This window comes from Achromobacter sp. 2789STDY5608615 (assembly GCF_001298995.1).
In the GTDB taxonomy this organism is placed as follows: Bacteria; Pseudomonadota; Gammaproteobacteria; order Burkholderiales; family Burkholderiaceae_B; genus Achromobacter; species Achromobacter insuavis.
In genome coordinates this window covers 15,125-28,241 of sequence record NZ_CYTY01000024.1, presented here as the reverse complement: position 1 = coordinate 28,241, position 13,117 = coordinate 15,125, and the positions used below count along the sequence as shown (strand labels likewise).

11 protein-coding genes are annotated in these 13,117 nt (G+C 67.5%); 7 read left to right on the top strand and 4 right to left on the bottom strand.

Annotation, left to right across the window (positions count from 1 at the left end; genetic code table 11):
* Positions 1–12: 12 nt before the first annotated feature.
* Complete coding sequence (locus AOZ49_RS20205; RefSeq protein WP_231690398.1) at positions 13–1,869, bottom strand: EAL domain-containing protein; 1,857 nt, start codon at positions 1,867–1,869, stop codon at positions 13–15.
* 126 nt (positions 1,870–1,995) lie between these two features.
* Here AOZ49_RS20205 and rdgB point away from each other — a divergent pair, with 126 nt between their 5' ends.
* The 5 genes from rdgB to ntrC all read left to right on the top strand — a co-directional run bounded on the left by rdgB (position 1,996) and on the right by ntrC (position 8,233).
* Positions 1,996–2,619 carry an RdgB/HAM1 family non-canonical purine NTP pyrophosphatase gene (gene rdgB, locus AOZ49_RS20200; protein ID WP_054431413.1) on the top strand — a complete coding sequence of 208 codons (624 nt, stop codon included), beginning with the start codon at positions 1,996–1,998 and terminating at the stop codon, positions 2,617–2,619.
* 38 nt (positions 2,620–2,657) lie between these two features.
* Entirely contained in the window at positions 2,658–3,881 is a 1,224-nt protein-coding gene (gene hemW, locus AOZ49_RS20195; RefSeq protein WP_054477375.1) for a radical SAM family heme chaperone HemW, read from the top strand.
* A gap of 184 nt (positions 3,882–4,065) precedes the next feature.
* The gene (gene glnA / locus AOZ49_RS20190) at positions 4,066–5,478 is read left to right on the top strand and encodes a type I glutamate--ammonia ligase (RefSeq protein WP_054431415.1); all 1,413 of its coding nucleotides are present in this window, start codon (positions 4,066–4,068) and stop codon (positions 5,476–5,478) included.
* Between the two features lie 188 nt (positions 5,479–5,666).
* A complete protein-coding gene (gene glnL, locus AOZ49_RS20185) occupies positions 5,667–6,731 on the top strand; it encodes a nitrogen regulation protein NR(II) (RefSeq protein ID WP_054431416.1) in 1,065 nt (354 codons plus the stop codon).
* On the top strand, positions 6,731–8,233 hold the full coding sequence (gene ntrC, locus AOZ49_RS20180; protein WP_054431417.1) for a nitrogen regulation protein NR(I): 1,503 nt from the start codon (positions 6,731–6,733) through the stop codon (positions 8,231–8,233). Before glnL ends, ntrC begins: the two co-directional genes overlap by 1 nt.
* Positions 8,234–8,453: 220 nt before the next feature.
* Here ntrC and AOZ49_RS20175 read toward each other — a convergent pair whose 3' ends face one another.
* Positions 8,454–9,368 (bottom strand): LysR family transcriptional regulator, encoded by a 915-nt coding sequence (locus AOZ49_RS20175; protein ID WP_054431418.1) that lies wholly within the window; start codon positions 9,366–9,368, stop codon positions 8,454–8,456.
* A gap of 181 nt (positions 9,369–9,549) precedes the next feature.
* Here AOZ49_RS20175 and AOZ49_RS20170 point away from each other — a divergent pair, with 181 nt between their 5' ends.
* Complete coding sequence (locus AOZ49_RS20170) at positions 9,550–10,248, top strand: pirin family protein (RefSeq protein WP_054477373.1); 699 nt, start codon at positions 9,550–9,552, stop codon at positions 10,246–10,248.
* A 77-nt stretch (positions 10,249–10,325) separates the two neighbouring features.
* The gene (locus AOZ49_RS20165; RefSeq protein WP_054477371.1) at positions 10,326–11,231 is read left to right on the top strand and encodes a pirin family protein; all 906 of its coding nucleotides are present in this window, start codon (positions 10,326–10,328) and stop codon (positions 11,229–11,231) included.
* 57 nt (positions 11,232–11,288) lie between these two features.
* Here AOZ49_RS20165 and prfH read toward each other — a convergent pair whose 3' ends face one another.
* Both prfH and AOZ49_RS20155 read right to left on the bottom strand, forming a co-directional pair.
* A complete protein-coding gene (prfH, locus tag AOZ49_RS20160; protein WP_054477429.1) occupies positions 11,289–11,912 on the bottom strand; it encodes a peptide chain release factor H in 624 nt (207 codons plus the stop codon).
* Positions 11,912–13,048, bottom strand: coding sequence for an RNA ligase RtcB family protein (locus AOZ49_RS20155; RefSeq protein WP_054477369.1), 1,137 nt, complete (start codon positions 13,046–13,048; stop codon positions 11,912–11,914). The genes prfH and AOZ49_RS20155 overlap by 1 nt, the downstream gene beginning before the upstream one ends.
* Between the last annotated feature and the right edge of the window lie 69 nt (positions 13,049–13,117).

The following is a 13,117-nucleotide window of genomic DNA, read 5'->3' as shown; positions in this document are numbered from 1 at the left end:
GCCGGGCAGGCGTCAGGGCACGAGCTGCGGCAGGGCGCCGCCGCTGTAGCGCTCGGTCACCAGCGACAGGTTCCCATGCTTGACCTTGTGCTTGACATGGGCAGCGGCCGACGCGATGTCCTCCGGGCGGATGCGCTCGCATAAGGACGGGGTGACGGTGAGCGCGCCCACGCCCAGCGTCACGAACGGAAAGAAGCGCGGCACGCCGTAGCGGTCCTCGGCCTCGATGCCGCCGTTGCGGCGGCCTTCGTCGTCGTACAGATCGATGGCGCGCTCGTTGAACTCGGCGATGACGCGCTGGATGCGCTCGTTCCAGTCGGGGCTGCGCAGCAGCACCACGAAGTCGTCGCCGCCGACGTGGCCGACGAAATCGCGCAGCGGATCACAGTGGCGCTTGATGACGTCGGCGGTCAGCATGATCATGTCGTCGCCGCGCCAGTAGCCGTAGACGTCGTTAAATGGCTTGAAGTTGTTCAGGTCGCCATAGCAGATGGTGAAATCGGCGGCGTCCTCCAGCAGCGTGGCGATGTGCCGGCTGATGGGAATGTTGCCCGGCAATGACGTCAGCGGATTGGCGTAGCGCGCGGCCTCGATGCGCATCTCGGTCACCGAGCGCACCAGCGTTTCGCCGGTGGCCAGGCCGTCGTAGCGGCCGTCGCGGGTGATGATGAGGCCGTCCATCAGGTAGCGCTGGTCTTCCGAGATCAGCACGTGGCTCAACTGGTCGATCGACACGTCCAGGTCGACCAGCACCGGCTCGCCGTTCATGAAGGTCGAGCAGGCGTCGCGGCCGAACAGTTCGCGGGTGTAGCGCTGCGCGTAGTGTTCCGAGAAGTCGCGGCGGTTGATGATGCCCACCGGCCGGTTGTCGCCATCGACCACGGCCACCGCGTGCAGGCTCTTGTGCTCGATGAAGAGGCGGTGCACGTCGTCGTTGGTGTGCTTGTTCAGCAACGCCGCCGGGGCCTCGACCCGCAGGCTGGCGGCGGTGCCGCCGGCCGAGCGCTGCGACAGCGGGGCGGGCGCGCGCACCCGCAGCGAATCGCGCAGCGGCGGGGTCAGCTCGGTCAGCAGCGCTTCGTCGGGGCGGCCCAGCAACCAGCCTTGGGCGTAGCGGATCTCCAGGTCGCGCACCACCGCCAGGTCCTCGGCGGTCTCGATGCCCTCGGCCACGATGGCGGTGCCCAGGTACTGCGCCACCTTGAGGATGGCGCGCACCATGTTCTGCTTGCGGTCATCGTGGCCGATGCCATTGAAGAAGTAGCGGTCGATCTTGACCAGGTCGGGCTGCATTTCGGCCCACAGCTGCAGGTTCGAATTGCCGACGCCGTAGTCGTCCAGCGCGATGCGCATGCCGTATTCGCGCAGGCAGGCGAAGGCGCTGCCCAGCGTCGACATGTGTTCGGACAGCGGGTCCTGCTCGGTCAGCTCGACGATGATGTTGGACGGCGCCAGCGTGCAATCCTTGAGCAGCCGCAGCGGCATTTCGTCGCCCCACAGCGTCCAGTAGTGGATCAGGGCCGAGCCGGACAGGTTCAGGAACAGCTTGCCGGCGGCCGGGTTCTGGTCGAAGCCCTGGGCGCCGGCGCGGAAGCTGGCCAGCTCCAGTTGCGGATGCAGGCCCTGGCGGCGGGCTTCGGCGAACAGGGCGTCGGGAAAGTGCAGGGTGGTGTCGACCGGGCCGCGGATCAGGCTTTCGTGGCCATAGATGCGGCTATGCGACAGGTCGATCACTGGCTGGAAGCGGGGGCGCAGCAGCCGTTCGCGCAGGATGCCCGCCAGGCTGACGGGAGTTGGCGCAGCGGCGCCGGACGAAAGGGTGGGCGCGCTGGCCGCAACCGGCCGTGGCAAAGCGTGAAGTGGGTTCATCGCCGGGGCGTTCAGATACGATCAGTGACAAGATTGTCCATATTGACGACGAAATATGTCTGTGTTGTTGCGCTGACACGTAACTTGCAGGGCGGGTTTACGACCACGCCCTATACAATTTACCCCATGACTTCCCCCAAGATTCCCGAATCCCTGCGCCGCGTCGTGCTGGCGTCCAACAATCCCGGCAAGCTGCGTGAGTTCTCCGCCTTGTTCGCCCCGCTCGGCATCGAGCTGGTGCCCCAGGGCGACCTGGGCGTGCCCGAGGCCGAGGAGCCGCACGTCACGTTCGTCGAGAACGCGCTGACCAAGGCGCGCCATGCCAGCCGCCTGACCGGACTGCCGGCGCTGGCCGACGATTCCGGCCTGTGCGTGGCCGCGCTGGACGGCGCGCCGGGCGTGTACTCGGCGCGCTACGCCAAGATGCACGGCGGCGAGAAATCCGACCAGGCCAACAACGCGCTGCTGGTCGGCAAGCTGGCGTCGGTCGCCGACCGCAGCGCCTGCTATGTGGCGGTGCTGGCGCTGGTGCGCGGCGAAAACGACCCGCGGCCGCTGATCGGCGAAGGCGTGTGGCAGGGCGAGATCATCGACCAGCCGGAAGGCGAGAACGGCTTCGGCTACGATCCGCACTTCTACCTGCCCGACCAGGGGCTGACGGCCGCCGCGCTCGATCCCGAGGAAAAGAACCGCATCAGCCATCGCGCCCGCGCCCTGCGCGAACTGCTGAGCAAGCTGAACCAGGCTTGACCCCGGGGCGTCGCCCGCGCCGCCTCCAGGAATACCGAATGTCCATCACCATCCCCATCCGCTCCGAACTGGGCGCGGCCCGCTCGCGCCTGGTCACCCCGGCCGGCGCCACCCTGACCAGCCTGCCGCCGCTGTCGGTCTACGTGCACGTGCCCTGGTGCGTGCGCAAGTGTCCGTACTGCGACTTCAATTCGCACGCCGCGCCCGGCGGCGAGATCCCCGAACGCGCCTACCTGGATGCGCTGCGCAGCGACCTGGAACAGGCGCTGCCGTCGATCTGGGGCCGTCAGGTGGTCTCGGTGTTCATCGGCGGCGGCACGCCCAGCCTGCTGTCGGCCGCCGGCCTGGACGAGTTGCTGGCCATGCTGCGCGCCTGTCTGAACGTGTGGCCCGACGCGGAAATCACCATGGAGGCCAACCCCGGCACCGCCGAGGCCGACCGTTTCCGCGACTACGCCGCCAGCGGCGTGACCCGTTTCTCGCTCGGCATCCAGAGCTTCGACGACGCCCAGCTGAAGAAGCTGGGCCGCATCCATGATTCGGCGCAGGCCCGCGCCGCCATCGAGATGGCCCAGCGCGCCGCGCCGCGCGTCAACCTGGACATGATGTTCGCGCTGCCGGGCCAGACCCTGGAGGCCTGCGTGGACGACCTGCGCCAGGCCATCGGCTTCGGCACCGAGCACCTGTCGCTCTATCACCTGACGATGGAGCCCAACACGGTCTTCGCCAAGTTCCCGCCCGAGGACCTGCCGGACGACGACACCAGCGCGGCCATGCAGGACGCGGTCGAGGCCGAGCTGGCCGCGGCCGGCCTGGCGCGCTACGAGGTGTCGGCCTATGCCAGGCCGGGGGCCCGCAGTCGCCACAATCTGAATTACTGGGAGTTCGGCGACTACCTGGGTCTGGGGCCGGGCGCCCACGGCAAGCTGTCGTTCCACGACCGCATCGTGCGCGAGGCCCGCCTGCGCAGTCCGGAATCGTGGATGCGGGCCGCCGCCGCCCGCGACGGCAGCCACCTGGCCGAAAACCGCCAGGTCGGCCCCGACGAACTGCCGTTCGAGTTCATGCTGAACGCCTTGCGGCTGAAGGATGGCGTCGCCGCCACCCTGTTCAACGAGCGCACCGGCCTGTCACTGGCCGCCATCGCGCACCAATTGGAGGCAGCGTCCGCCAAGGGCCTGCTGGACGCCGATCCCACCCGCCTGCGGGCCACGCCCCTGGGCTGGCGCTTCCTGAACGACCTGCAGGAAATGTTCCTGTAGCAATCAGGCACCAAGATGGGGCAATCATGCCCCATTATTTGCACCAAGTTGGTGCTACATTGCCCCATGACATGACAGGCCTCCCCGGGGAATCCCGGGGGTGAGACCTGGCACGCTTATTGCTTCCCTCTTTTATGCCAGTCGAGCGGCACAGCCCTCGACCCTTTTATCTAATGGAGATGACATGGCAAGCCCGAAAGACGTCCTGAAACAGATCGCCGACAACGAAGTCAAATTCGTGGATTTCCGCTTTACCGATACTGTTGGCCGTGAGCACCACGTGTCCGTGCCCACCAGCCAGATCGACGAAGACAAGCTGGAAAGCGGCCAGGCTTTCGACGGTTCGTCGATCCCGGGTTGGAAGGGCATTGAAGCGTCCGACATGCTGCTCATCCCCGACTGCGCCACCGGCAACCTGGACCCGTTCCGTGAAGAGCCGACCCTGATCCTGTCGTGCGACGTGGTCGAACCGTCGGACCTGAAGGGCTATGACCGCGATCCGCGTTCGCTGGCCAAGCGCGCCGAAGCCTACCTGAAGGCCTCGGGCCTGGGCGACACCGCCTACTTCGGTCCGGAACCCGAATTCTTCGTGTTCGACGGCGTGACCTGGAACACCGACATGTCGGGCACCTTCGTCAAGATCAAGTCGGAAGAGGCCTCCTGGTCCACCGGCCTGGACTTCGACGGCGGCAACACCGGCCATCGTCCCGCGGTCAAGGGCGGCTACTTCCCGGTTCCCCCGGTCGATTCGTTCCAGGACATGCGCTCGGAAATGTGCCTGCTGATGGAACAGATGGGCGTGCCGGTCGAAGTGCACCACCATGAAGTCGCCGGCGCCGGCCAGCTGGAAATCGGCACCAAGTTCAGCACCCTGGTGCAACGCGCCGACTGGACCCAGATCGTCAAGTACATCGTGCACAACGTGGCCCATGCCTACGGCAAGACCGCCACCTTCATGCCCAAGCCCATCGTTGGCGACAACGGTTCCGGCATGCACGTGCACCAATCCATCTGGAAGGATGGCCAGAACCTGTTCGCGGGCAACGGCTACGCCGGCCTGTCGGAATTCGCGCTGTACTACATCGGCGGCATCATCAAGCACGCCCGCGCCCTGAACGCCATCACCAACCCGGGCACCAACTCGTACAAGCGCCTGGTCCCGCACTACGAAGCCCCGGTCAAGCTGGCCTACTCGGCCCGCAACCGTTCGGCCTCGATCCGCATCCCGTACGTGGGCAACCCGAAGGGCCGCCGCGTCGAAGCGCGCTTCCCGGACCCCCTGGCCAACCCGTACCTGGCCTTCTCGGCCCTGATGATGGCCGGCCTGGACGGCGTGCAGAACAAGATTCACCCCGGCGATCCCGCCGACAAGAATCTGTACGACCTGCCGCCGGAAGAAGACGCGAAGATCCCGACCGTGTGCTCCTCGCTGGAGCAAGCGCTGGAAGCGCTGGACAACGACCGCGAGTTCCTGACCCGCGGCGGCGTGTTCAGCAACGACATGCTCAACGCCTACATCGACCTGAAGATGGCCGATGTGAACCGTCTGCGCATGACCACGCACCCGGTCGAATTCGACATGTACTACAGCCTCTGATTTCAGAGGTTGTGGCTGGGGGAGCGCGATGATGTAGGCAGAAACCAGGGCCGACACCACGCGCACCGCCAGGTCGCCGACCCAAGACTTGCCCGTCCGGCCCCGTGCCGGCGGGCAGGGCGCCGCACTCAGGCGCCGCCGGGCCGGTGTTCCGATTTCCCCCTGTAGTCATTCGGGTACGTTGAAAAATGAATGTAGAAGCTCTCGATCTGCTTGCCACGTCCGTTTTCCTGGTCAACGCACGCGGGCATATCGAATACGCCAATGCGGCCGCCGAGGATCTGTTCGGCCGTTCCCGCAAGCAGCTGTGCGGCCACTCCGCCGCCACGTTGTTCGACAATCCGGAAAACATCCAATCGTCCATCGACCGCGCCGCGGCCGGCAGGTATGCCGACGTCCGGCAGCTGGCCTCATTGCGCCGCGCCGCCGAATCGGTGGAAGTGGCCGTGACCACGGTGGGCTTGAGCGGCCAGGCCTGGCCGGTCCTGATCGAGACCCGCGAGATCGAGCAGCGCGTGCTGGCCGACCGCAACCATCGCCTGGTCGACGAGATCGAGGCGCATCGCGAGCTCCTGCGCAACCTGGCGCATGAAGTCAAGAATCCCCTGGGCGGCTTGCGCGGGGCCGCGCAACTGCTGGAAGCCGAGCTGCCGAGCGCGGCGCTGGCCGAGTACACCCAGGTCATCATTTCCGAAGCCGACCGCCTGCAGGCGCTGGTGGACCGCCTGAGCGGCCCGCAACGTGTGCCGCTGAACGCGCGGCCGGTGAACATCCATGAGATCTGCGAGCGCGTCTGCGCCCTGATCCAGGCCGAATTCCGCAACGACGTCACGCTGGTGCGCGACTACGACGCGTCCATGCCCGACCTGAAGGGCGACGCCGCCCGCCTGATGCAGGCGGTGCTGAACGTGGCCCGCAACGCCGCGCAGGAACTGGTCGCGCGGCCGCAGGCGCCCGGGCTGGAGCCCGGCGTCGTCACGCTGCGCACCCGCGTCGCGCGGCAGGTCATGCTGGCGCATCGCCAGCACCGCCTGGCGCTGGAACTGTCCATCATCGACAACGGTCCCGGCGTGCCGGAGCATATCCGCGACCGCATTTTCCATCCCCTGGTCACCGCCCGCGCCGGCGGGACCGGCCTGGGCCTGAGCCTGGCCCAGGATTTCGTGCAGCAGCACGGAGGCATCATCGAATTTGAATCCCGACCCGGGCGCACCGAGTTCCGCCTGGTCCTACCGATGGAGCCCGCACTCTGATGAAACCCGTATGGATCGTCGACGACGACCAGGCCATCCGCTGGGTCCTCGAAAAGGCCCTGGCCCGCGCCGGTGTCCCCACCCGTAGTTTCTCCCAGGCAGCCGACGTGCTCGACGCGCTGGCGCACGACACGCCCGTCGCCCTGGTGTCCGATATCCGCATGCCCGGCGGCAACGGCCTTGAGCTGCTGCGCCAGCTCAAGGAACGCCATCCCGGCCTGCCGGTCATCGTCATGACCGCCTTCGCCGACCTCGACAGCACCGTGTCCGCCTTCCAGGGCGGCGCTTTCGACTACCTGGCCAAGCCCTTCGACGTGAACGAGGCGGTGGCGCTGATCCAGCGCGCCATGCAGGAATCGACCCAGCCCGAAAGCCCCGAAGGGCAGGGCGAGGCCCAGAACAATGAACGCTGGATGATGACGCAGTCGTCGTCCACCGCCATGCAGGAAGTGTTCCGCGCCATCGGCCGGCTGGCGCAGTCCAAGGTCACCGTGCTGATCACCGGCGAGTCCGGCACCGGCAAGGAACTGGTGGCGCGCGCGCTGCACGGCCACGGCATGCGCGCCGGCGGCCCGTTCGTGGCGCTCAACGCCGCCGCCATCCCGCGCGACCTGCTCGAAGCCGAGCTGTTCGGCCACGAGCGCGGCGCCTTCACCGGCGCCAACACCCTGCGCCGCGGCCGCTTCGAGGAGGCCCACGGCGGCACGCTGTTCCTGGACGAAATCGGCGACATGCCGATCGAACTGCAGACGCGCCTGCTGCGCGTGCTGGCCGAAGGCAGCTTTTACCGCGTCGGCGGCGCGCAGCCCGTGCGGGTCGACGTGCGCATCGTCGCCGCCACCCATCAGCCGCTGGAGCAGCGCGTCGAACAAGGCCTGTTCCGCGAAGACCTGTTCCACCGCCTGAACGTCATCCGCCTGCGCCTGCCGCCGCTGCGCGAGCGGGTCGAGGATATCCCGGCGCTCGCCAACCACTTCCTCACCGCCAGCGCCCGCGCGCTCGGCGTGCCGGTCAAGCGCCTGACCCCGGAAGCGCTGGCCGTCCTGACCAAGTTCGACTTCCCCGGCAACGTGCGCCAGCTGGAGAACTTCTGCCACTGGCTCACCGTCATGGCCCCCGGCCAGACCGTCGAGCGCGCCGACCTGCCGCCCGAAATCCGCGCCATGGAACACGCGCCCGCCGCCGGTTCGGTGTCCCCGCGCCCGCCCGCCGGCGCCAGCGTCGCCGCCATCGGCACCGTGGTCCAGCATCCCGCGCCCGCCGCCGCCGACGAAGCCACGCCCCGCAACTGGCAGGACTCCCTGCTGCGCGACGCCCAGTACCGCCTCGAACGCGGCGAACCCGCCGTCATGGCCACTCTGACGCGCCAGTTCGAGAAAATCCTGCTCCAAAGCGCCCTGGACGCCAGCCGCGGCCGCCGCGTCGAAGCCGCCTCAAGACTGGGCATCGGCCGCAACACCATCACGCGCAAACTGCGCGAACTCGGCATCGAAGACGAGTAGGGCGGCACGCGTTCTCCACCCGCGCGCAGCGACCGCCGCCACCCCATCCTCCGCCGCGTAAGTCAGGTAGCGGCCGCCCGCGCGGCCCTACCTGACGGGCAGAACCCACTCTCGGCTAAGACACCCCTCCAGCAACGCCACAAACCCGCCTACCCGACGCCCCGGGCGGCCTACGAAGCCCGCGCGATCGCACACCAACGTCCAAGACAAGAACGCCCCTTCACCCCATCCCCAGCAACCCCTCACAAAGCCGAGGCGACTTCAACTTCTGCAGCCACCACTTGAGCGCCTCCCCCGGCTTCTCCGCCCGCCACGCATATGCCACATGCTCGGTCAACGACATCCCCTCATCGGTATCGCAGACCACCAGCACCCCCTGCGCCAGATACGGCGCCGCCAGCGTCAGCGGCAGATACCCGCACCCCAGCCCGCGGATCTGCGCCTCGATCTTGGCCTGCATCGTCGGCATCACCAGCGTCGGCTGCTCCGCCAGGATCCCGCGCGACTGCGGCGGCAGGTTGCGTGACGTGTCGGCCACCACCACCGCGCAATAGCGCGTGATGTCGGCCCGGCTCAGCGGCTGCGGCGCCGACGCCAGCGGATGGTGCGCCGCCACGCAGAAGCCGAACTGCGCCTGTCCCATCGTCACCGAGCGGTAGGGGCCGGTCGGTTCGCCCGCCGCGCCCGCTCCGATCACCAGGTCGGCGCGGTTCGACGTCAACGCATCCCAGTTGCCGCTCAGCACCTCGGTCGAAAAGCGCAGCTTGGTCGCGCTGCCCAGCGCCTGGAACTCCTCGACCAGGTCGTACAGCGGCCGCCACGGCAGCACCGCGCTCACCGCGATGCGCAGCTCCACCTCCCAGCCGGTGGCGATGCGCTTGACCCGGCAGGCCAGGTCGTCGAGCGACTGCAACACGTGACGCCCATCCTTGAGCAGCGCCTCGCCCGCCGGCGTCAGCAGCGCCCGGTGCCCCGAGCGGTCGAACAGCAGCACGTCCAGCCCGTCCTCCAGCTTGCGGATGGCGTAGGTCACGGCCGACGGCACCTTGTCCAGCTCGCGCGCCGCCTTGGCGAAGCTGCCATGGCGCGCGATGGCGTCCACCAGGATGAGCAATTCGGGCGTGATCGGCTGCATGGGAAGGTTCCGGGCGATATCGTTCAAAAAATTTGAATGGTTTCTTCAAATCATAGCGTCAAACCGGCTGCCGAGTACGCGCACAATGTCACTCATGCCGGTTGAGCAGCTGGCGCCAGACCCAAACAGGCAGGCGCCGGATCGAGCGAAACCATTCACATATTTGAAACAGGAGTCCACCATGCTTACCCTTCGCCGTAGCGCCGAACGCGGTCACGCCAACCACGGCTGGCTCGATTCGTTCCACACCTTTTCGTTCGCCAACTACTACGATCCCTCGCACATGGGCTTCGGCGCGCTGCGCGTGATCAACGATGACCGCATCGCCGCGGGCCGCGGCTTCGGCACCCACGGCCACCGCGACATGGAGATCATCACCTACGTGCTGGACGGCGCCATCGCGCACAAGGACAGCATGGGCAGCGGCTCCACCATCCAGCCCGGCAACGTGCAGCGGATGAGCGCCGGCCGCGGGGTGATGCACTCCGAGTTCAACCCGCGCGCCGACAAGGAAACGCACATGCTGCAGATCTGGATCGAGCCGAACGTCACCGGCATCGCGCCGGAGTATGAGGAAAAGGCCTTCACCGACGCGCAAAAGCGCGGCCGCCTGCAAGCCGTGGTGTCGGGTGACGGCATCGATGGCTCGATGACGATCCATCAGGACGTGCGGCTCTACGCCGGCCTGTTCGACGGCGACGAGTCGGCCACGCTGGAACTGGCCCCTGGCCGCCGCGCCTGGGTGCACGTGGCGCGTGGCAGCCTGACCGTCAACGGCGTCGTGCTGGCGGCCGGCGACGCGGTCGCCATCAGCGATGAAACGCGGGTGGCGCTGTCCGGCGGCGACAACGCCGAAGTGCTGGTGTTTGATCTGGCCTGAGGCCGGCAGCCGGGTGGATCGCCGATCCGCCCGGCCTTAACATGGCCCCAAGACGGCCAACCTACAGGAGCATTCCCATGTCCACTTTGTCCCAAGCCGGCGACAGCCAGATCGAAACCGTGGTGGTGCCGCGCAGCAGCGACCTGGGCGGCTTCGAAGTCCGTCGCGCGCTGCCCTCGGCGCAGCGCCGCACCGTCGGCCCGTTCGTCTTCCTGGACCACATGGGCCCGGTTGAATTCACGGCCGGCTCGGGCATCGACGTGCGCCCGCATCCGCACATCGGCCTGTCGACCGTTACCTATCTGTACGAAGGCTCGATGGTGCATCGCGATGGTGCCGGCAACACCCAGACCATCCTGCCCGGCGAGGTGAACTGGATGACGGCGGGCCGTGGCATCGTCCACTCCGAGCGCTCCTCGCCCGAAAGCCGCCAGGCCGCGCAACGCCTGGCCGGCCTGCAGATCTGGGTCGGCCTGCCCAAGGCCCACGAGGAAACCGATCCCGGTTTCACCCACTACGGCCTGGACGCCCAGCCCGTGATCGAAGGCGAGGGGGTGCGCGCGCAGGTCGTGGCCGGCTCGCTGTTCGGCAAGACGTCGCAGGTCAAGACCCATTCGCCGCTGTTCTATGGCGACATGCAGTTGCAGGCCGGCGCCGTCACGGTGCTGCCCGCCGAGCACGAAGAGCGCGCCGCCTACCTGGCGATCGGCTCGGTCGAGGTGGACGGACAAGTGTTCGAGAGCGGCCGCCTGATCGTGTTCGCCCCGGGCCGTCCGGTGCAGATCCGCGCCTGTACCGACGCGCGTTTCGCGGTGCTCGGCGGCGAGCCGCTGGAAGGCCCGCGCTTCATCTGGTGGAACTTCGTCTCCAGCAGCAAAGACCGCATCGAGCAGGCCAAGGAAGACTGGCAACGCAACCGCTTCGGCCAGACCGTGCCGGGCGACGAGACCGAGTTCATTCCGCTGCCGCCGCCGCGGGCTTGACGCGCCCGACCGGAGCGCCGGGCGGCATGCGCCTGGCGGCTCCGGTCGATTCGTCGTCTATCCGGCTTTCAACAACTGGAACGCCTCTCCCTTGAACACGCGCGCGGGATCACCCCGTGCCACCTCGTGGTGGAATTGGCGCCGCCGGGCCCGCTCCGTGGCATGCGCGGCCTGCTCATGTTGGGCCAGCTGATGCGCGATCAGCAGTGCGGCGATGCGCTTGTTGGCATGCTGGCTGCGTTCGGACTGCACCTTCACGCTGATGCCCGTCGCCACGTGCGTCGCGCGCACCGCCGATTCCGTCTTGTTGACGTGCTGGCCGCCGGGCCCGGATGAGCGCGTCGTTTCGAAGCGTATTTCCGTGTCCTGGCGGATGGCCGGCGGGTCGCAACGCAAAGCGCCGATAAACCAGTTTTTGCGCAGGTGACCAGGGCGATAGGGGCTGGGGCAGATCCACTGGATCGATCCCTCCCAACACGCGGCCAGGCCGGCCGCGCCCGGACCATCGAGGGCCAGCAGCACCGAGCGGTAAGTGCCGGCCCTGGCGCCGGTCTCCTGTTCGAGGATATCGATGCCAACGCCGCGAGCCTCGGCCTCGCGCAACAGGTAGGCAAGGGCCTTGGCGACCGCCAGGCAGCACTCATCGGGGCCCTGGGCCGCGGATAGCTGTAGCAGCATCATCAGCAGCACTCCCCCCGGGTCTTGTAGGTCAACACCGGGCGCAGCCTGGCCAGCACCGTCAGCAGGCCCGCCTGTTGCAGGCTGGCGATGATACTGTCCACGGGTTTGTACGCTTCCGGCGCTTCCTCATAGATCAGTTGCTTGTCCTGGCAGATGACATGGCTGCCCAACCGGGTCTTGCTCAGTTGCGCGGGACTGTAGCGCTTGAACAGCCGGTCCTTGCACTCGCTGCGCATCCACTTGCGGCCCGCGCCGTGCGCCAGCGAGAACAGGCTGGCCTCGCTGGCGATCGGCGCCACCAGATAGCTGAAGTCGCCGCGCGAACCGGGGATGATGACCGGTCCGCCGTCTGACGGGGTCGCGCCTTTGCGGTGCAGCCAGCCCGCTTCTCCGGCGATGACGGCGGGGGTTACCAGGTTGTGGTCGACGTCCAATACCTGTTCGCCATCCACGCCCCAGCGTGCCAGCATGCGGCGCGCGATGAGGTGGCGATTGGCTTGCGCGAATCGCAACGCGTCGTCGTGTTGCGCCAGGTAATCCCGGCATGCGGCGCTGTCCTGCTCGAGGCCGTCATGGCCATGGCGACGGACGTGTTCCTCCAGGATCGAGCGGCCCAGGCCCCGCGAACCGCTGTGAACCAGCAGCAGCAGCTTTTTCTCGTCGATGCGCAAGGCCGCCAATGCCTGCGCATCGTGGATTTCGTCGATGCACTGCAGCTCGGCGAAGTGGTTGCCGCCGCCGATGGTGCCCAGTGCCTGTCGATGGCCGACGCCGGCGGGAGCCAGTTCCGACACCAGTGCCTGCCAAGTGTCGTCCAGCGGTTCGTCGATGTTGCGCAGCCGCTTGTCGAGCTTGTCCGGCGCGACTTTGCGGCTTTCGAGATGAGTCGACCAGAGCGCCATGCCGCAGCCGATGTCGCCGCCGATCAAGGCCGGATACAGGCGGCCGAGCGAGAAGAACGCGGCGCCCACTGGATAGCCGCGTCCGGGATGCAGGTCCGGCATGCCCGCGACGTGGCGCATGCCGGCGAGCCTGGCGGTGGTATGGAGTTGTTGGATCGCGTTGCCTTCGATCCAGGTGTCGTCCGAGGCGATCAATGTGACGCGCTCGGACAGTGCTTGAATGCAATTGCCCATGGAAATTCCAGATCAGGTCATGAGGAGGGCTTGCTCTCATTGCGCTCGCGCGCTCCAGGTCGCGCCAAG

Coding starts and splice junctions, on each gene's coding strand:
- AOZ49_RS20205 (WP_231690398.1), bottom strand. CDS start 1,869: ATGAACCCACTTCACGCTTTGCCACGGCCGGTTGCGGCCAGCGCGCCC.
- rdgB (WP_054431413.1), top strand. CDS start 1,996: ATGACTTCCCCCAAGATTCCCGAATCCCTGCGCCGCGTCGTGCTGGCG.
- hemW (WP_054477375.1), top strand. CDS start 2,658: ATGTCCATCACCATCCCCATCCGCTCCGAACTGGGCGCGGCCCGCTCG.
- glnA (WP_054431415.1), top strand. CDS start 4,066: ATGGCAAGCCCGAAAGACGTCCTGAAACAGATCGCCGACAACGAAGTC.
- glnL (WP_054431416.1), top strand. CDS start 5,667: ATGAATGTAGAAGCTCTCGATCTGCTTGCCACGTCCGTTTTCCTGGTC.
- ntrC (WP_054431417.1), top strand. CDS start 6,731: ATGAAACCCGTATGGATCGTCGACGACGACCAGGCCATCCGCTGGGTC.
- AOZ49_RS20175 (WP_054431418.1), bottom strand. CDS start 9,368: ATGCAGCCGATCACGCCCGAATTGCTCATCCTGGTGGACGCCATCGCG.
- AOZ49_RS20170 (WP_054477373.1), top strand. CDS start 9,550: ATGCTTACCCTTCGCCGTAGCGCCGAACGCGGTCACGCCAACCACGGC.
- AOZ49_RS20165 (WP_054477371.1), top strand. CDS start 10,326: ATGTCCACTTTGTCCCAAGCCGGCGACAGCCAGATCGAAACCGTGGTG.
- prfH (WP_054477429.1), bottom strand. CDS start 11,912: ATGATGCTGCTACAGCTATCCGCGGCCCAGGGCCCCGATGAGTGCTGC.
- AOZ49_RS20155 (WP_054477369.1), bottom strand. CDS start 13,048: ATGGGCAATTGCATTCAAGCACTGTCCGAGCGCGTCACATTGATCGCC.